An 18,759-nucleotide genomic window follows, 5' to 3' on the forward strand; every position below is an offset into this window, starting at 1 on the left:
TGCCGGCACCGAGCAGCGAACTCAGATTGACGCCTCGAGCATAAATTGATGCCGGTGGGATAGGGCGGGAAGAACGCGAACTCGACCCAGCCGCGGCTTGCCTTGACAAATGCACCCTCCCATGTGCTTTTCGCGCAAATTTTCGAGCCGGGCTCTCACGCTTCGGCACAGCAACCAACATCCGGACTTCAGCAATGACAATGCATCGTTACCGCAGCCATACCTGTGCCCAGTTGAGGAAGGCCGACGTCGGCTCGACCGTACGCCTGTCGGGTTGGGTGCATCGCGTGCGCGACCATGGCGGCCTGCTGTTCATCGATTTGCGCGACCATTACGGCCTGACGCAGATCGTCGCCGATCCGGATTCGCCGGCCTTCAAGATTGCCGAGACCTTGCGCGGCGAATGGGTCGTCCGCGTCGACGGCGAGGTCAAGGCGCGCCTCGCCGACACCGTGAACCCTAATTTGCCGACCGGCGAGATCGAGATTTTCGCCCGCGAGATCGAGGTGCTGTCGGCGGCCAAGGAATTGCCGCTGCCGGTCTTCGGCGAGCCGGATTATCCAGAGGACATCCGCCTCAAATACCGCTTCCTCGACCTGCGCCGCGACACGCTGCACAAGAATATCGTCGCGCGGACGAAAATCATCGCCGAGATGCGCAAGCTGATGGGCGAGGTCGGCTTCACGGAATTCTCGACGCCGATCCTGACCGCCTCGTCGCCGGAAGGGGCGCGCGACTTTCTGGTGCCGTCGCGCATCCACCCCGGCACTTTCTATGCGCTGCCGCAGGCACCGCAGATATATAAGCAGCTGATCATGGTGTCCGGCTTCGACCGCTACTTCCAGATTGCGCCCTGCTTCCGCGACGAGGACCCGCGCGCCGACCGTCTGCCGGGTGAATTCTACCAGCTCGACGTGGAGATGAGCTTCGTCGAGCAGGAGGATGTGTTCAGCACCATGGAGCCGGTGATGCGGGGGGTGTTCGAGACCTTTGCCGCCGGCAAGCCGGTGACGGAGAAGTTTCCGCGCATCGCCTATGATGTCGCCATGCGCAAATACGGCACCGACAAGCCGGACCTGCGCAACCCGATCGAGATGCAGGCCGTCTCGGATCATTTTCGCGACTCTGGCTTCAAGGTATTTGCCAACATCCTTGCCAACGATCCGAAGGCCGAGGTCTGGGCCATTCCGGCCAAGACCGGCGGGTCTCGCGCCTTCTGCGACCGCATGAACTCATGGGCGCAAGGCGAGGGCCAGCCCGGCCTCGGCTACATCTTCTGGCGCAAGGAGGGCGAGAAGCTTGAAGGCGCCGGGCCGCTGGCCAAGAACATCGGCGAGGAGCGCACCGACGCGATCCGACAACAACTCGGCCTTGCCGATGGCGATGCCGCCTTCTTCGTCGCCGGCGATCCGAAGAAATTCGTCTCCTTCGCGGGAGCGGCGCGCACCCGCGCCGGCGAGGAGCTCAATCTTGTCGACCGCGACCGCTTCGAATTGTGCTGGATCGTCGACTTCCCGTTCTTCGAATGGAACGAGGACGAGAAGAAGATCGATTTCGCGCACAATCCTTTCTCGATGCCGCAAGGTGGCATCGATGCGCTTAACGGCGAGGATCTGCTCGGCATCAAGGCGTTCCAGTACGACATGGTCTGCAATGGCTTCGAGATCGCCTCCGGCGGCATCCGCAACCATCTGCCCGAAACCATGGTCAAGGCGTTCGAAACCGTCGGGCTGGACCGCGCAACGGTCGAGGAACACTTCGGTGGCCTTTACCGTGCTTTCCAGTATGGCGCGCCGCCGCATGGCGGCATGGCGGCCGGCATCGACCGTGTCGTCATGCTTCTGGTCGGCGCCAGGAACCTGCGCGAAGTGACCATGTTCCCGATGAACCAGCAGGCCTACGACCTGTTGATGAACGCGCCGTCGGAAGCCAGCCCGCAGCAGCTTCGCGAATTGTCGCTGCGCGTCGTGGCGACGAAGAAAGAGGTTTAGAAAACGCTCCGAACCGGTGCTGTTGATTCATAAAAAAGCCCGGCATCGCTGCCGGGCTTTTTGCTTGAAGCCTGTCTCGATCAGTCTTCGTTTGCTGTAACCGTCACGCCAAGCGTTTTCGGCAGGTCGAGCGGGTTGGACATGGCGCCCGCCATGATCAGCGCGAACGGCACCGCTGCCGGCGGCTCGGCCGAGACCTCGATGCTTTGCGGGTCGTCGAGGAATTTGTTGACCGCGGCCGAAACCTGCGCGGTCAGTTCCGGATTGTTGAGCTGCGCCATGCCGAAGGGCACGATCGCCTTGGCCTGGTTGGCGATGTCCTTGCCGGACATGCCTTGCTGCTTGCCGGCATAATCGAGCACCTTTTTGGTCAGCGAATCGTCGTCGAAGCGGATCGAGGCGCTGTTGAACGAAAGCTGCTGCAGCAGCCCGAGCATGGCCATGCCTTGCGCCGAATTGTCCGCGCCTTCGGGCTGCGCTGCCATCTTCTTCTGCATCTCCTGCAGTGATTTGATGACGTCCAGCGTGTAGCCGCCGAGATCGAAGGTCATGCCGAGCGTGCCGGCATTGTCGACCGATATTTCGTATTTCGACAAGTCCATCCTGCCGTCGGTAGGCTGCCAGGTGCCTTCCATCTCAAGATTGCCTGATATGTTCTGGTAGCCGAGCGCGTTGATGACTTCCTTGGACTTCGGATCTTCGACCAGGGTCAGGTCGGCAGCGAATTTTTCCGTAGTGCCGGAAAACGCCATGGCCTTGCCGTCGGCCGGCGGCGTGATTGCGATGGCAAGCCCGTCCATCGAGAAAGCAGTTTTGTCAGCCACTTTGACTGTCATGTTGTCGAGCTCGGCCGATTTGTACATCATCAGCGAGCCCAGCGGACCGGTTGCGCCTTCGGCCGGAACCGTCATGTCGTGGATGACGAAGGGGCTGAGATTGAGCGTGACGCCATCTTCGCTGTGTTCGAACGGCGACGTCGATACGGTCGCGATTTGATAGCCGCCATTGGCTTCGGTCACACCTTCGAGCTTGACGTCGCCGATCTTGAGCGCCTCCTTTTCGGCCGCCGGTTTGACCGCTACGCCTTGCAGAACCATGCTGGAGGTGTCGCCGGTTACTCCGGTCCAGGAGAGGTCGACACCCTGCGCGGCGAGGGCAGCCTTCAGCCGGTCGGCGACCGCGGTATCCTGCGCGAACGCCGCATTCAGCGGCAGCGTCAGCAAAAAGGTCGAAAAAGCCAGTCTTTTAATAAGTGTCGAGTGTCTGATCGTCATCGAGAGCTCCCCTGAGAGTGTCCTGAAATTCTTTTCAAATCGTCGCGTCGTCACCATTCGGTGACGAACTGGACCGGAAAAAGGCGGGCCCCGGCACAATGGTCGAAAATCGCGGCCAAAGGCAAACCCGATCCATCAGCCTTGCGATAGAAGCAGGATGTAACGGGTTGATGTTGGCCGGCGTCGTGACGCTTCCAATTCCTGTTGCATAATGGATGTCGCGCAAAAGTGTGCAGCGGGTTTTGCGATAACGGCATGTATCAAAACAAGGACCTAAAGCGTCGCATGGGGCCGGTCGAATGCGACTCGCTTTAGGAGGATGCATACCGGTGCCTCTTGCCGCGAATCACCCGCTCGGCTAGTGCCAGCCCATGGGAAAAAGGCTTTTGCCGCCCGAGAGTGGCGGCGGCGACAATATCGAGCCGGTCGATCTGAAGAAGGCGCTGGAAGAGCGCTATCTCGCCTACGCGCTGTCGACCATCATGCACCGGGCACTGCCGGACGTGCGCGACGGGCTGAAGCCGGTGCATCGTCGCATCATGCATGCCATGCGTCTGTTGCGGCTCAACCCCGACCAGGGCTTTGCCAAATGCGCCCGCATCGTCGGCGAGGTGATGGGCAAATTCCATCCGCATGGTGACCAGTCGATCTACGACGCGTTGGTGCGGTTGGCGCAGGATTTTTCGATGCGCTACCCGCTGGTCGACGGGCAGGGCAATTTCGGCAATATCGACGGCGATAACGCCGCCGCCATGCGCTACACCGAAGCGCGCATGACCGAAGTGTCGACGCTGCTGCTGGAAGGCATCACCGAGGACGCCGTCGATTTCCGCCCGACCTACAACGAGGAAGACGAGGAGCCGGCCGTGCTGCCCGGCGCCTTCCCTAACCTGCTCGCCAACGGCTCGTCCGGCATCGCCGTCGGCATGGCGACCTCGATCCCGCCGCACAATGCGGCCGAGCTCTGCGACGCCGCGCTTCACCTGATTGATCGTCCGGATGCGCCCGTCACCAAGCTGATGGATTTCGTGCAAGGTCCGGATTTCCCGACCGGCGGCATCATCGTCGACAGCCGAGCCTCGATCCTCGAAGCCTACGAAACGGGTCGCGGCGGCTTTCGTGTCAGGGCGAAATGGAGCCAGGAGGACCAGGGCAGGGGCACCTGGAACATAGTCGTCACCGAAATCCCTTACGGCGTCCAGAAGGCCAGGCTGATCGAAAAGATCGCCGAGCTCTTGATGGCACGCAAGCTGCCGCTGCTCGAGGATATCCGCGACGAGAGCGCCGAGGACATCCGCGTCGTGCTGGTGCCGAAAAGCCGCTCGGTCGATCCCGGCATCATGATGGAATCGCTGTTCAAGCTGACCGAGCTCGAAAGCCGCTTTCCGCTCAACATGAACGTGTTGTCGCGCGGCAAGGTGCCGAACGTGCTGTCGCTGAAAGGTGTGCTCAAGGAATGGCTGGAGCACCGCCGCGACGTCCTGATCCGCCGCTCCAAGCACCGCCTCGGCGAGATCGAAAGGCGGCTGGAGATCCTCGCCGGCTATTTGATCGCCTACCTCAACATCGACGAGGTGATCAGGATCATCCGCGAGGAGGACGAGCCCAAGCAGGTGATGATGGCCCGCTGGTCACTCACCGACACCCAGGCTGAAGCCATCCTCAACATGCGGCTGAGGGCGCTGCGCAAGCTCGAGGAATTCGAAATTCGCGAGGAATTCAATGGCCTGACCGGCGAGAAGAAGCAGATCGAGGCACTGCTTGCGTCCGACGCCAAGCAGTGGGCGACGATCAAGTGGGAAGTCGCCAATGTTCGCCAGAAATACGGGCCCGAGACCGACATCGGCAAGCGCCGCACCGAGTTCGCCGACGCACCCGAGCATGACCTGACCGATATCGCCCACGCCATGATCGAGCGCGAGCCGGTCACCGTGGTCGTTTCAGAAAAGGGCTGGCTGAGGGCCATGAAAGGTCATCTGACCGACCATTCGGCCCTGACCTTCAAGGAAGGCGACAGCCTCAAGCTCGCCTTCCACGCCCAGACGACCGACAAGGTGCTGGTCTCCACCACCGGCGGCAAGTTCTACACGATCGGCGCCGACCGGCTGCCTGGTGGGCGTGGCCACGGCGAGCCGATCCGCATCATCGTCGACATGGACAACGACCAGGATATCGTCACCGCCTTCGTCCATGATCCCAAGCGCAAGCTGCTGCTGGTGTCGCATGACGGCAACGGTTTCATCGTGCCGGAAGAAGAAGTCGTCGCCAACACCCGCAAGGGCAAGCAGGTGATGAACGTCAAGGCGCCCGACGAAGCCCAGCGCTGCATAAGCGTCGCCGGCGACCATCTCGCCATTGTCGGCGAGAATCGCAAGATGCTGGTATTCCCGCTGGCCGAGATCCCGGAGATGGGGCGCGGCAAGGGCGTGCGCCTGCAGAAATACAAAGATGGCGGCGTCCTCGACCTCAAGACCTTCACGCTCGCAAGCGGCCTGTCCTGGCAGGATTCGGCAGACCGCACCTTCACCAAATCGCGTGACGAGCTTGCCGAATGGATTGGCGCCCGCGCCTCGGCCGGCCGCATGGTGCCGAAGGGTTTCCCGAGGACTGGCAAGTTCGGGTGAAGCGGTAATCTCCCCCCTTGAGGGGGAGATGGCCGGCAGGCCAGAGGGGGTCCCCGCGCATGAAGCGCCAGCCTCCTTTGTTCGTGGTAAGGTCGCGTCAGGACGTCCCGACCCCTCTGTCGCCTTCGGCGACATCTCCCCCTCAAGGGGGGAGATTAGCAGCTCCACCCAAACATTTGGGATGTCGTCACGATTGCTGCACTATATCAGGGCATAAGCGATACGATGGGCCAGGGAGAGGTAGCCGCTTGAAGGAAGTCAGGATCCAGAAGCCGGAGCGGCAGCAGCGTCTGTTTGGCCTGTCGATGCCGCTCAGGGCCGCTGTCATTCCGCCGCTGTCGGCGGCGCGCTGGCTCCTGGTGCTGATCGTTGCCGCCGGCGTTTATTTCTTCCACGGCTTCCTGTTCCCGGTTCTTGCCGCCCTGGTTATCGCCTTCGCCAGCTGGCCGCTCTATCGGCGGCTGCTCGCCGGCGTCGGCGGCAACCGCACCATCGCTGCGACGCTTGCGATCTTGTTCATCCTGACTTTCCTGGTGGTGCCGATCGCGCTTGCCGGCACCTACGCCATCAATGAGGTGCGCGAGTGGGTCAACTGGGCGATAGAGACCAACCGCTACGGTGCGCCGACGCCGCACTGGATCGCCACCATGCCCGTGGTGGGCGAATGGCTCAATGAACAATGGACGGTCAACGTTGGCCACCCCGGCGGTATCGGCGAACTGATCCAGCTGATCAGTGGCGCCAATATCGGCAGCATCTATCGCGGCGTGCTTGCCGCCGGCGGCAGCGCCTTCGGCCTTTTGCTGACGCTGCTATTCATGATGATCGCGCTGTTCTTCGCCTATCGCGACGGCGAGCATTTCGCCGGACAGGTCGATCGCCTCGGCGAACGCATCCTGCCGGCCAGATGGGAACGGATCTCACGCGTGGTGCCTGCGACAATCTCCTCGACGGTGACCGGCATGACCGTTATCGCCATCGGCGAAGGGCTGGTGCTGGGTATCGCTTACTGGTTGGCCGGCGTGCCGTCGCCGGTGACGCTCGGCGCGCTGACCGGCATCATGGCGCTGATCCCCGGCGGCGCACCGCTGTCCTTCACGCTGGTGTCGATCTATCTCGCGGCCAGCGGCTCGCCGATGGCCGGGCTGGCACTGTTCATCTGGGGCGCGGTCGAACTCTTCATCGTCGACAAGACATTGCGCCCGAAGCTGGTCGGCGGGCCGATAAAGCTTCCCTTCCTGCCAACCTTTTTCGGCCTGATTGGCGGCGTCAAGACGATGGGCTTTCTCGGCCTGTTCATCGGCCCGGTGCTGATGGCGCTGCTGGTCGCAATCTGGCGCGAATGGCTGCGCGAAGTGGAACTGACCGATGAGCTCGCTGCCGCCGAACCGGCGGAGCACGATGACGCACCGCCGCAGATCGAAATTGTCGCCGGACGCGCCGCCGCGAAAAAGAATCAGGCCGGGTGACTGACGGCGAAGGTGGCGCGGCGCTTGCGCCCCTCGTGCAACTGCCAGAGCGAATGGCCGATCAAGGTCATGATTAGGATCGCGCCGCCGATCAGGCTGTTGCGCGACGGTGTTTCGGCGAAGATCATCCACACCCAGACCGGCGCCAGCACGGTTTCAAGCAGGTAGAACATCGCCACCTCCGGCCCGGAGATGTATTTCGGGCCGTTGGCGAGGCAGAAGAACGAGATCGGCATGATGACGGCGCCGTTGAAGATGATCCACCAGGGTGCGTTGACGTGAAAACCCACCTTGGAAACCATCACGGCGCCGACGGCCAGCGGCAGGACGACTCCGATCAGCGCGGTGAAGCCCATATCCTTGCCGCTGGCGCGCGAGATGGTGATGGCCGCGGCGATCATGAAAGCCGAGCATAGCGCCATCAGGTCGCCGAAGAGATGCCCGGTTCCGACGGAATCGCCGACGATGATCACGACGCCGGCGATCATCAATGCCAGCGCTGCGAGCGTCAGCGGCCGTGGCCTCTCCTTCAGGAACAGCCACGACAAAACGGCCGCGAACATGGTGGTGAAGGCCAGGATGAAAACGAGATTGGCGGTCGAAGTGTTGTAGACGCCGGTGATGAAGGCGATCGAGCCGAGCCCGTAGAGGCCGGCAACGATGAGCCCTGACCAGCCCGGCACAAGCTGCGGTGCCTTTGCGCTCAGCGAGCGCCAGGCGGCCCAGATGATAAGCGTGGCGACGAAGGTCGTGCCGGTGCGCAACAGCAGGATCGTCCACGCCTCGCCGTCGGCGAGCCGGATCAGCGGAATGTCGACGGTCAGCGTCAGCCCGCCGATGGCGGTGATCAGAAGGCCTCTCTGGTGGTCGTTGTGGGAAGACATGCGGCAATTCTCGCGTAGGCTTGGAGGCGCAAAATTGACCGCCCGGTTTTCCAGCCGATCGGCCGGAAGCCCAGCGGCATCCTCCTCGAAACAATTTAAGAGTGAATACCGAAAGCGAAGATCAGCGCGAAACCGCTTCGTGATTGTAGCGTTCCCAGCCTTTCGGGCCGAGATGCTCCTGCGGCTGGAAGCGCATCTTATAATTCATCTTGCGCGAGCCGTTGACCCAGTAACCCAGGTAGACATGGGGCAGGCCCATCGCCCTGGCGCGGGCGATGTGGTCGAGGATCATGAAGGTGCCGAGCGAACGGTCCTCGAAGTCCGGGTTGAAGTAGGAATAGACCATCGACAGGCCATCGGCCATCTTGTCTGTGAGCGCCACGGCGATCAGCTCGCCCTGGCCCTTGCCGGTGATGAAGCTGTCAGGTCCGCGGCGACGGTATTCGATGACCTTGGTGTCGACATGGGTATCCTCGACCATCATGGCGTAGTCGAGCACGGTCATGTCTGACATGCCGCCACGGCGGTGGCGGGCGTCGAGATAGCTGCGGAACAGCGAATACTGTTCGGTGGAGGGTTCGGCGTCGTGCATGGCGCCGACCAGATCCGAATTATGCTGTATGACCCGTTTCAAGTTGCGGCTGGCGGTGAATTCCTGCGCCAGGATGCGCACCGACACACAGGCGCGGCAGGTCTCGCAGGCCGGCCTGTAGGCGATGTTCTGCGACCGCCTGAAACCGCCCTGCGTCAACAGATCGTTCATCTCGGGGGCCTTGTCGCCGACCAGGTGTGTGAACACCTTGCGCTCGAACTGGCCCTCGAGATAGGGACATGGCGAGGGCGCGGTCAGAAAGAACTGCGGCGACTGGGTCGGGTGCTGCGTCATCGAGCCTTGGAAACACTCCTGCGAATCGCTCTACCTTTGGCGCGGACGCCGAAAAATTCAACAGGATTGTGAAAGCCTGGTTGATTGGACGTCTTCACATTTGTGCGCAAAGGCTGCGGCCGCGCTTCAAAAGTCTGCTCAGCGGCCGCTGCGGCTGACGACGGTGCCGAGCAGCAGGTCGTGCAGCGTGCGCTTGCGGTCGGAAAACAGGCTCACCAGCAGGACCAGCGGCGAAAGGATGACATTGCCGGCCCAAAACAGCACCGAATGCACGACGGCGGTCAGCCCGTCGATGCGGCTGCCGTCGAGCCGGTCGAGCCGGATGCCCATCATCTTCATGCCGGTGGTGGCCTGGTCTTTACTGCCGAGCGTGTTCCAGATGTAGAGGATGGCGACGGCCGGCACGAGAATGGAAAACAGCATCCAGCCGAGGCCGAGCGTCAACAGCCCGAACAGGAACACCAGGATCGCGAATGGAATGGTGAGCAGCGCGACGATGAAATAATCGATGACAAAGGCGAGAATGCGCCGCGTGCGCACGCCCTCATAGGCGCGGACATCTTCGAGCCTGCTGGTGATGATTTCGCCGTCGAGAACGCGAGCGTTCATGTCATTTCCTCGTAATCGAACCCGGGTTAATGCACGGGGCCGCTTCTTGGTGAAATGGTGAAGGTTCGCGGCGGAATCAAGATCGAGCCTTTCGCCGCCGTGTAGATGGTGACGGAGTGCCTGGGGCCGTCTGACTTGTTGAATTCACGGCGCGGATAGCGTTAGTTTGCTGCGGCGCAACAAAGCGCGCCGAGCCGAGGGGACGGGGCGACATGGACTACGACATGCTGGTCATCGGCAGCGGCCCATCCGGGCGCCGCGCCGCGGTGCAGTCGGCCAAGCTCGGCAAGTCGGTGCTGGTGGTCGACAGAGGCCGGCGTCTCGGCGGCGTGTCGGTGCATACCGGCACCATACCGTCGAAGACGTTGCGCGAGACGGTGCTCAACCTCTTCGGCTGGCGTGAGCGCGGCTTTTATGGACGCGGCTACCGCGTCAAGCAGGACATTTCGGTCGGCGATCTGGTCGAGCGCCTGCACAAGACGCTCGACCATGAGGTCGAGGTGCTGCAGCATCAGTTCATGCGCAACACGGTCAAGAGCGCGCGCGCCGCGGCAAAATTCCTCGGCGCCAACAAGGTCAGCCTGACCACCGACACCGGCGACTACAGCGAGGCTGGCTTCTCCCATGCGCTGATCGCGGTCGGCACCCGGCCGCACCGGCCGCACGACGTGCCGTTCGACAAAACACGGATTTTCGACAGTGATGAGATGCTGGAGCTCGATCGCCTGCCGCGCACGCTGACGGTGATCGGCGCCGGTGTTATCGGTGTCGAGTATGCGACGATCTTTTCGGCGCTCGACGTGCCGGTGACGCTGGTCGAGCCGCGCAATACGATGTTGGATTTTGTCGACCGCGAGATCGTCGACGACTTCATCCATCAGATGCGCGACCGCGGCATGACCATCCGATTGGGCAGTGCCGTCAAGGAGATCGCCTCCAAACCCGACTATGCCGAGGTGACGCTGGCCGACGGCCGCACCATACGGTCCGAGATCGTGCTTTACGCCGCAGGGCGTACCGGCAATGTCGGCAGCCTGGGCTTGGAAACGGTCGGCATCGAGTCCGATTCCAGAGGCCGCATCAAGGTCGATCCGCAGACCTTCCAGACCAGCGCGTCCAACATCTATGCCGCCGGCGATGTTATCGGCTTTCCGAGCCTGGCCTCGACCTCGATGGAGCAGGGCAGGGTGGCCGCCTGCCATGCCTTCGGCGTGCCCTTGCCGCCGCCGCCCGAAACCTTTCCCTATGGCATCTACGCCGTGCCGGAAATCTCCACGGTCGGGCAATCCGAGGAGCAGGTGCGTGAGAGTGGTGCCGCCTACGAGGTCGGCGTGGCGCGGTTCCGCGAGACATCGCGCGGCCACATCATGGGCGTCAACACCGGCTTCCTGAAGCTTCTGTTCTCGATCGAAACACGCCGTCTGCTCGGCGCCCATATTGTCGGCGAGGGCGCGACCGAACTCATCCACATTGGCCAGGCGGTCATCAATCTCGGCGGCACCGTCGACTTCTTCGTCAACAACACCTTCAACTATCCGACGCTGGCCGAAGCCTACAAGATCGCCGGGCTGGACGCCTGGAACCGAATGGGGCGAGGGTAGACCATGATCCCGAATCGAAGGACCGCGTGGGCATCGGTTTTGCTGCGCGGACCTTCGGGATGGGGGCAGGACACTCAGCAGTGGCGCATTGCAACCGACATGGTGGCCGTTGCGTTTCAGCCAAACGGATTGCCGAACAGGGCAAAGCAATGACTGGGGCAGCGCCAAGGAAAACCTTCGCCTGGATTTCCCGAAACACGGTGCTTCTGGCGCTGGCGAGCCTGTTTGCCGACATTTCGACAGAGATGCTTTATCCGATCCTGCCGATCTTCCTAACCCAGACTCTGCACGCAAGCGGGAGCGTCGTCGGTCTGGTCGACGGAATCGCCCAGGCGACGCAGAACATCGTGCAAGGTTTTTCGGGCTGGCTCTCGGACAGGCTTCAGAAGCGGAAACCGATAGCCCTCATTGGCTATTTTCTGGCCTCTATCGCCAAACCGCTGATCGGCGTGGCCACGGTGTGGCCGATGGTCCTGGGCGCGCGGTTTGTGGATCGGCTCGGTGCAGGTTTCCGGTCCGCTCCGCGCGACGCGCTCCTTGCTTCGTCCGTGGCCGACGAGCACCGAGGCAAAGCATTCGGCCTAGAAGGCATTGGCGACAATCTGGGAGCGTTTCTGGGACCACTGCTCGCGGTGCTGCTTCTCATCGCCCTCAAAGTCGATATCCGCTGGATCTTCTATCTCGCGCTCATTCCCGGTCTCCTCGCCTTCCTCATGGTGGTGTTGGTGCACGAGCAGCCACTGGCCGTAGCCGCAAAGGCCAAGATCGACATCAATCTGCGGCAGTTTCCCAAAGCCTATTGGACCTATCTCTTGGTGACAGCTCTCTTCGGCATCGGCAATTCGAGCAATGCGTTTCTGATTCTGCAAACACAGGATATCGGTGCCTCTTTGGAGGCAACCATTCTTATCTACGCAGGCTTCAATCTCGTTGCGGCGCTGATTTCCTACCCGGCCGGCTTTCTATCGGACCGCTTCGGCCGCAAGGGCGTGTTATTGTCGTCCTTCGTCATCTTCCTGATCGCCTATCTCGGCTTCGTCTTGACCCGGAACATCTATCTGATCGGGCTGCTTTTTGCCTTCTACGGGTTCTATCAAGGCATCTTCCGCTCAGTCGGCAAGGCATTCGCCTCGGACTTCGTGCCGCAAGAGCTGCGTGCCAGCGGCATCGGCTGGTACAGCACCACGGTCGGCCTGCTGGAACTCGCGGCAAGCGTTGTCGCCGGACAGCTCTGGGATCGTGTAAGCCATGAGGCGGTGTTCATCTACGGCGCTGTCTTCGCCGTGGTCGGCAGTGCTGGTCTGCTTGCCCTGATCCCCTGGCGAACCGACGGTCATAGTGTGTCGGCGGCGTCGTAGTGCTGCCGGGGCGTTGCCGATGATGAGCAGCCTTTAATAAAACGTTCTACTCAAACTGAAAGGGCCCCGGTCATGACGCCCGTCAGTGTTCGCTATATTGTCGACGATGTCGCCGCTTCCATCGATTTCTACGTGAAGCATCTGGGCTTTGCCATTGAACGGGATGCGCGGCCGGCTTTCTGCTCGGTCACGCGCGGCGATCTGCGGCTTCTGCTGAGCGGGCCGGAGAGCTCGGGCGCACGGGCGATGCCGGATGGCCGCCGGCCGGTGCCGGGAGGGTGGAACCGCATCGTGCTGGTGGTGCCGGATCTGAAGCAAGAGGTTGCGCGCCTGAAGGGCGCCGGGCTCGCCTTCCGCAACGATATCATCAACGGCGTCGGCGGCTCGCAGACCCTGCTCGAAGACCCGTCCGGCAATGTGATCGAGCTATTCCAGCCCGCCGCACACTGACATTCGATGGTCGGGCCCGCGTTGTGCGTGCGCTCAATCCGCTCGTTCAGCGGTTGCCTGACCCCGCCAGCCACTGCCTGACGATTTCAGCATCCGCGTCGCCGATTTCATGGCCGGAGGCAATGGTGTGGGTCTCGACCTTGGCGCCATGCGAGCTCAGTAGAGCGGCCAACACCGGTGCGAATGGCGCGTAGGTCAGGTCGGCGGCGCCGGCGACGATCAGAGCCCGCGCCTTCGACAGGTCGGCCGGCGGCACCTCGTCGAGCACCGGCATGGGGCGCAGCAATGCAGCGCGCTCGATGAGGCCCGGATGCAGCGGCATGACGCTTGAAACCAGATTGGCGCCGTTCGAATAGCCGAGAAAGGTCGCGCGGCGGAGATCGAGGCTGTGGCGCTTCGCGACGCCGGCGACGAAGCTTGCAAACGCATCTGCCTCCGCGCGGATACTTGCCTGCTCGAATCGCGTCGGGGTGATGCACGTGAACCAGCGGAAACCGTCCTCCTGAGGGATGCGGCCACGGACCGTAACCAGCGCCGCATGCGGCGCGATTTGCCGACCAAGCGGCAGCAAGGTCGTCTCGTCGACACCCGATCCATGCAACAGGAACAGCCAGTCACCGGGTAAATTGGCGGATCGATGGAGCCGGTAGAAAAAGCCTGAATTCTCCTGCAAAATACCGTCTTCGAGGCTTTGCTCGGCCATAGTCACATCCTTTTGATTCCGCGTTACTTTCGTTAATTTGCCGGCTTCAAAACGGAATATTTTCAAGCTCCGCGAAAGTTGATTGAACCGGGCGCATTTCAGTCCGTTTCTTTGCCGATATAATCCCCGCGGGGGGATCGAAGCAGTGTGCGCCGGGTGGTCGCCCGAGGGATCGCATGCCGGGCATGAACAACCAGCTTTAAGGCCTTTTATCGATGACCATGCCAGTTTCGCCGGAACGCGATACGCGTATTGATGTGTTCCGGGCTCTCGCCCTCCTGACCATATTCGTCGACCACGTGCCGGGCACCGTGTTCGAAACGCTGACCTACAAGAATTTCGGGTTTTCAGATGCGGCCGAGGCCTTCGTGCTGATCTCCGGCATGTCCGTCGCTCTCGCCTACGGCACTAAGTTCCAGCCGGGAAACCGGCTGATTGCAACGCTGAAAATGTGGCGCCGCGCCGGTGTGCTCTATGTCACCCACATCGTCACGACGATGGTGGTGATGGCTATCTTCTGCGCGGCGGCGGTGTTTGCGAAACGGCCGGATCTTCTGACGCTGATCAACATCGAGCCGCTCGTCAGGAACCCGCCACAAGTCCTGGTCGGCATCGTCACGCTCGGCCATCAGCTCGGTTACAACAACATACTGCCGGTCTATGCGGCGCTGCTGTTGATGGCGCCGGTCTTCCTGCTGTTCATCAGCTACCGGCCACTGGCGGCGCTCGCAGTATCCGCAGCCCTTTGGCTGATTGCCGGAATCTACCAGATCGCGCCGCCGAACTACCCGGAGCCCGGCTTCTGGTTCCTCAATCCGCTGTCATGGCAATTGCTGTTCAATATCGGCATGGCCAGCGTGTTGCATGTGCGGCGCGGCGGCACCATCCCTGTCAATCGCTGGCTGGTCGGCGCGGCCGCCGCCTATGTGCTGACGGCACTCGTCTGGGTGCACAGCCCGCTGTGGGGGCATGTGTCGTGGCTCGACCTGCCGGTGGTGCTGACCGGTTTCGACAAGACGTTCCTGTCGTTGCCGCGGCTGCTGCACATCCTGGCGATGAGCTATCTGGTTGTCGCCTTGCCTTTCGTCTCGAACCTGTTCCGCACCGGCCGCGACAATCCGCTCGCCATATTGGGCAAACGCTCGCTGCCGGTTTTCATTGCCGGCACGGTGATTGCCATGGCGGCGCAGGTGATGAAGCTGGTCAACCCGGGCGGCTTTGCCTATGACAGTCTGCTGCTCGCCGCCGGCATCGCCATGCAGTTCGCGCTCGCCTTCTATCTGGAATGGCTGTCCGCTATCGGCTGGTCCGGCAAGGGCAAGCCGGTCCGCAACGAGGCGTCACCGGTCCGTCCATCCTTTGGCATCGGTCCGATGGCGGCCAATCGATAAGATTTGGAGCCGATCTGCCCAGTCAACCTGTGCCTGGCGGCGGCCCGGACGACGCCCTGACGACAAGTTCGACATCGAGCGTTTCTCGCCGCACCGTGCCGTCGAAGTCGAGGATTCTTCGCGCTGCCCGGCGGCCGATCTCGGCGATCGGCTGGGCGATGGTGGTGAGCGGAGGCTCGCAAATTGCGGCTTCAGGCACGCCGTCGAAGCCGACGACGGAAACATCGCGAGGAACCGCGATGCCCCGCGCGCTGAGCCATTCCAATGCTTCCATCCCGACCCGGTCCGACATCGCCAGGATGGCGGTCGGCGGTTCTGCCGAGGCGAAGAGGGTTTCGAGGCCGGCCTTTGTGCTGGCCTCATCGTTTTCAGTCTCGTAGACCGGCACCTTGGCGGTATCGACGCCGAACCGGGAAAGCTCTTCGAGATAGCCGAGGAGGCGGTCACGGGTTCCTGTATAGACTGCGGTCCGGACCTGCTCGGGCGAGACAAGTCCGGTGCTGTCGTCGGCGAAGGCCAGCGACAGCACGGCGAAGCGGCGATGTCCAAGTTCCGCCAGATGGCGCGCCGCGAGCCGGCCGCCGGCAACATTGTCGACGCCGATCGCGGAGACCGTGGCGTCCTGCGAGCCGAGCTCGAGCGCGACGAAGGGGAGCTTGCGTTCGCGCGTCAGCTCGACGAGGCGCGGACCGCCCTCGATGCAGAACAGGATGAAGCCGTCGACCAGGGCGCTCTGGATATTCCAGGCAAGTTTTTCCTCGTTGCCGGCCGACACGAGGGCTATTCCCGCGCCGGTGGCGTCGCATGCCTCCGAGATGCCGGCCATCATCACGCGCGCAAAGGGGTCGTCGAAGAAATAGGACAGCGGCTCGGTTGTGGCGACGCCGATCGCATTGACCTTGCCGGCGCGCAGCAGGCGGCCCTTTGGATCGGGGCCGGCGTAGCCCAGCGCGTCGGCCGCCGCCTTGACCCGCTCGCGGACTTCCTCGCGTACGATTTCGGGACGGCTGAAGACATTGGAGGCAGTGCCGTGTGATACGCCCGCGGCTTTGGCGATGTCCGCCAGCCGGATGGGCCTCCTGCCTTCGGTGAGTGATGCCATTTGTTTGTCTCCGGGACTCCGGTCCAACAGTATCGCCGACTACCTAACACCTTCGTTGGATCGATTCAAATTCTTGCTTGACATTTGTGGTGCGATGCGTATTCTTTGAATCGATCCAAGAGCGTTTTTCGTCCCCAGATTGGATCGATACAAGAGGAGAGCGCCATGCACCCCGTCAATTATCTGTTCGAGGACATTTACCGGAACGACTGGAGCATCCGTTCGAGCGCGGAGGCCCGGAAGCGGCGAGATAGGACCGGTCCGTGGATTCGCGACCTGGGTTTCCTCGTAGGACGCAAGCGGAGCTGATCGGTGGCCTATTTTTGTGCCCGCTGATTGGATCGATTCAAAAAACTAGAGGAGATTAAACCATGCACCCGATCAAGCATCTGTTCGAAGACATCTATCGCAATTATTGGGGCATCTCGCCGGCCACCGAACGGCCGGAGCGGCGGCGTGTAGTCAAGACGACCAACAGCGATGGCCAAGTCCGGCCCGAACGTCCGCGAGACTGAGCTGGCAAGACAGAGCTCGTGGATCGAGGGCGGCTGGCGAAGGAGCAGCGGCGGCCATTGGTTGCCGCATCAATGGCGGCGCGGGCGCACCAGCGCCGAGGCGGCCATCATCAGCCAGCCGCCGATGAGCAACGTGCCGCCGATCGGCGCCGACATCGGGAACAGCCGCGAGCCAAGGAAGTCGCGGGCCAAAAGATCTCCCGAGAATAGCAGAAGCCCGACGAGAAGGATGAGGCTTCCGGTTCGCAGGATGCTATTGCCACCGAGCAGCCCGACGGTAAGGAAGACCGGCGCATGCAAGAGCAGGAAGGATGCGGCCGTACCGACGAAAGCGCCGCCGAGATGTGCCGCCGCCGCCGAAAGCGCCACGCCGGTTGCGCCGCATAGGCCGCCGGCAAGAACCAGAATGCGGCCGCCTGCCGCGTGTTCATCCGTGCTCATTTCCACGCCTCCGTGATTCCTGGCGACCGCCTGAGATAGTGCCGCGAACCGTGTCAGGATTTGCCGGCTTCCGCCAGCATGTCGCGTTCGCGGCGCGACTGGACCAGCCAGTTATAGGCCGCTCCGCCCGCCATCAGAATGGATGTGCCGAGAAACACCGAGCGCATACCGAAATGGCCGCCGGCGAAGCCGCCGAGCAACGGTCCGGCGACCTGCCCGACATATTGCGCCGAGATCGACAAGCCCAGCACGTTGCCGCCGACCCCGTCGGGCACATTGTGGCGGATGACGCTGGTGATGCAGGGCAAAAGACCGCCAAGCGCCAGGCCCATCAGGAAACGCAGGCCGACGAGCTGCCAGCCCTGGGTAACGAAGGCCTGCGGGATCAGCAGCAGCGCCGAGACGGCGAGTGCGGCAACGATGACGTTCCAGTGGCCGATACGGTCGGCGAGCTTGCCGAGCCGCGACGCCGACAGGATGGCGCCTAGCGCTGCCGCGGACATGACGATGCCGGAGACCAGCGTGACCTGGCTCTGATCTTCGATGAGCTGCTGGACATAGACGGTGATGATCGGCTCGATCGACATGGTGGCGAAACTCAACAGCATGCCGGTCGCCAGCATGGCGACGACGGGGCGCTTGTCGGGAATCTGCGACCAGCCGTCTTTCACTTTTTCTTCTGACGCGGCCTTGGCGGCAACCGGGCGAGGGGCCTCCTTGATCAGCAAGGTGGTTGCCAGAAAAGCCAGGAAAATGACGCCGCCGGCGAGCAGGAATGTGGCGCGGATGCCAATCAGCGGCGGCAGCGCGCCGCCAAGCAGCGGACCGACCAGGGCACCGGCCGTGATTCCGGCCGACAGCACGCCCAGCGCCCAGCCGGAGCGATCCTTCGGCGTCTGCATGGCAACCAGGATGGTCGAGCCCGAAGAATAGCCGCCGGCAAAGCCGATCAGCAGGCGCAAGAGCACCAATTGCCAGACGGTCTGCACCATGCCGGTCAGCGACATACACAGCGCCATGCCGAAACTGGCTCGCACCAGCATCAGTTTGCGGCCGTAGCGGTCGCCTAGCCGCCCCCACAGGGGCGCGACCAGCGCGGCAGCAAGGAAGGTGGCGCCGTAGGCGATGCCCGACCACTGCACGATCGCCGCATGGCCCTCGGCGCCCAGCTGCTCGACGTAAAGCGGCAGGAAGGGCAACAGCAGCGTCATCGCTACAAGCGTGCTGAACGAGCCGGCAAAACACACGGCGAGATTGCGGCGCCAGTGGACGTTGTGCGTGCCTTGCATGGCGAGGGCGGCGTCTTGCGGCATGTCATGTCCTGTCCGGCCAGCTTGCATGAAACTTGCTACGGATACCAATTTGGGATACCAAACTGGTATCTGTCATGAACGCAAGCCCCGTCGCTGTCAATGCGGGCCTCTCAAATATGATCGACAAAGGCCGGCGTGATCGGCCAAC

Annotated in this window: 16 protein-coding genes; 8 read left to right on the plus strand and 8 right to left on the minus strand. The window is 62.4% G+C overall.

From position 1 onward, the window contains the following. Nucleotides 1–200 precede the first annotated feature (200 nt). Entirely contained in the window at nucleotides 201–1,991 is a 1,791-nt protein-coding gene (gene aspS, locus NKI47_RS12945) for an aspartate--tRNA ligase (RefSeq protein WP_352590750.1), read from the plus strand. A gap of 80 nt (nucleotides 1,992–2,071) precedes the next feature. On the opposite strand, the gene NKI47_RS12950 is transcribed toward aspS, so the two are convergent. Then, the gene (locus NKI47_RS12950; protein WP_352590498.1) at nucleotides 2,072–3,265 is read right to left on the minus strand and encodes an aq_1923 C-terminal domain; all 1,194 of its coding nucleotides are present in this window, start codon (nucleotides 3,263–3,265) and stop codon (nucleotides 2,072–2,074) included. A gap of 371 nt (nucleotides 3,266–3,636) precedes the next feature. Here NKI47_RS12950 and parC point away from each other — a divergent pair, with 371 nt between their 5' ends. Together parC and NKI47_RS12960 are read left to right on the plus strand one after the other, a co-directional pair. Beyond that, nucleotides 3,637–5,889 carry a DNA topoisomerase IV subunit A gene (gene parC / locus NKI47_RS12955; protein WP_352590501.1) on the plus strand — a complete coding sequence of 751 codons (2,253 nt, stop codon included), beginning with the start codon at nucleotides 3,637–3,639 and terminating at the stop codon, nucleotides 5,887–5,889. Between the two features lie 248 nt (nucleotides 5,890–6,137). Continuing rightward, nucleotides 6,138–7,358, plus strand: a complete 1,221-nt coding sequence (locus NKI47_RS12960) for an AI-2E family transporter (RefSeq protein WP_352571482.1) — start codon at nucleotides 6,138–6,140, stop codon at nucleotides 7,356–7,358. Here the strand turns inward: NKI47_RS12960 and NKI47_RS12965 are convergent. From NKI47_RS12965 to NKI47_RS12975, 3 genes are all read right to left on the minus strand, one after another. Further along, the gene (locus tag NKI47_RS12965) at nucleotides 7,346–8,242 is read right to left on the minus strand and encodes a DMT family transporter (protein WP_352571480.1); all 897 of its coding nucleotides are present in this window, start codon (nucleotides 8,240–8,242) and stop codon (nucleotides 7,346–7,348) included. The two genes, NKI47_RS12960 and NKI47_RS12965, sit on opposite strands and share 13 nt — an antisense overlap. A 121-nt stretch (nucleotides 8,243–8,363) precedes the next feature. Beyond that, nucleotides 8,364–9,128, minus strand: coding sequence for an arginyltransferase (locus NKI47_RS12970; RefSeq protein ID WP_352456566.1), 765 nt, complete (start codon nucleotides 9,126–9,128; stop codon nucleotides 8,364–8,366). Between the two features lie 138 nt (nucleotides 9,129–9,266). After that, nucleotides 9,267–9,737: an RDD family protein gene (locus NKI47_RS12975; protein ID WP_023674465.1), complete on the minus strand. Its 471-nt coding sequence runs from the start codon at nucleotides 9,735–9,737 to the stop codon at nucleotides 9,267–9,269. A 212-nt stretch (nucleotides 9,738–9,949) separates the two neighbouring features. Between NKI47_RS12975 and sthA the strand changes: the two genes are divergently transcribed. The 3 genes from sthA (at nucleotide 9,950) to NKI47_RS12990 (ending at nucleotide 13,146) form a co-directional block, all read left to right on the plus strand. Then, nucleotides 9,950–11,338 (plus strand): Si-specific NAD(P)(+) transhydrogenase, encoded by a 1,389-nt coding sequence (sthA, locus tag NKI47_RS12980; RefSeq protein WP_352590505.1) that lies wholly within the window; start codon nucleotides 9,950–9,952, stop codon nucleotides 11,336–11,338. A 149-nt stretch (nucleotides 11,339–11,487) separates the two neighbouring features. After that, nucleotides 11,488–12,696 (plus strand): MFS transporter, encoded by a 1,209-nt coding sequence (locus NKI47_RS12985; protein ID WP_352571478.1) that lies wholly within the window; start codon nucleotides 11,488–11,490, stop codon nucleotides 12,694–12,696. A gap of 72 nt (nucleotides 12,697–12,768) precedes the next feature. Continuing rightward, on the plus strand, nucleotides 12,769–13,146 hold the full coding sequence (locus NKI47_RS12990) for a VOC family protein (RefSeq protein WP_352590507.1): 378 nt from the start codon (nucleotides 12,769–12,771) through the stop codon (nucleotides 13,144–13,146). 46 nt (nucleotides 13,147–13,192) lie between these two features. Here the strand turns inward: NKI47_RS12990 and NKI47_RS12995 are convergent, their stop codons facing one another. Further along, on the minus strand, nucleotides 13,193–13,849 hold the full coding sequence (locus NKI47_RS12995) for an alpha/beta hydrolase (protein ID WP_352590510.1): 657 nt from the start codon (nucleotides 13,847–13,849) through the stop codon (nucleotides 13,193–13,195). Between the two features lie 215 nt (nucleotides 13,850–14,064). On the opposite strand from NKI47_RS12995, the gene NKI47_RS13000 reads away from it, so the two are divergent. Continuing rightward, nucleotides 14,065–15,240 carry an OpgC family protein gene (locus tag NKI47_RS13000; RefSeq protein ID WP_352590513.1) on the plus strand — a complete coding sequence of 392 codons (1,176 nt, stop codon included), beginning with the start codon at nucleotides 14,065–14,067 and terminating at the stop codon, nucleotides 15,238–15,240. Nucleotides 15,241–15,262: 22 nt separating this feature from the next. On the opposite strand, the gene NKI47_RS13005 is transcribed toward NKI47_RS13000, so the two are convergent. Then, nucleotides 15,263–16,342, minus strand: a complete 1,080-nt coding sequence (locus NKI47_RS13005) for a LacI family DNA-binding transcriptional regulator (protein WP_352590516.1) — start codon at nucleotides 16,340–16,342, stop codon at nucleotides 15,263–15,265. A gap of 371 nt (nucleotides 16,343–16,713) precedes the next feature. On the opposite strand from NKI47_RS13005, the gene NKI47_RS13010 reads away from it, so the two are divergent. Beyond that, entirely contained in the window at nucleotides 16,714–16,857 is a 144-nt protein-coding gene (locus tag NKI47_RS13010) for a hypothetical protein (protein ID WP_023674473.1), read from the plus strand. A gap of 69 nt (nucleotides 16,858–16,926) precedes the next feature. Here the strand turns inward: NKI47_RS13010 and NKI47_RS13015 are convergent, their stop codons facing one another. Next, nucleotides 16,927–17,298, minus strand: coding sequence for a DUF423 domain-containing protein (locus NKI47_RS13015; RefSeq protein WP_023674474.1), 372 nt, complete (start codon nucleotides 17,296–17,298; stop codon nucleotides 16,927–16,929). Nucleotides 17,299–17,351: 53 nt separating this feature from the next. Beyond that, nucleotides 17,352–18,611, minus strand: a complete 1,260-nt coding sequence (locus NKI47_RS13020; protein WP_023674475.1) for a multidrug efflux MFS transporter — start codon at nucleotides 18,609–18,611, stop codon at nucleotides 17,352–17,354. Between the last annotated feature and the right edge of the window lie 148 nt (nucleotides 18,612–18,759).

This window comes from Mesorhizobium sp. M0633 (assembly GCF_040320645.1).
In the GTDB taxonomy this organism is placed as follows: domain Bacteria; phylum Pseudomonadota; class Alphaproteobacteria; order Rhizobiales; family Rhizobiaceae; genus Mesorhizobium.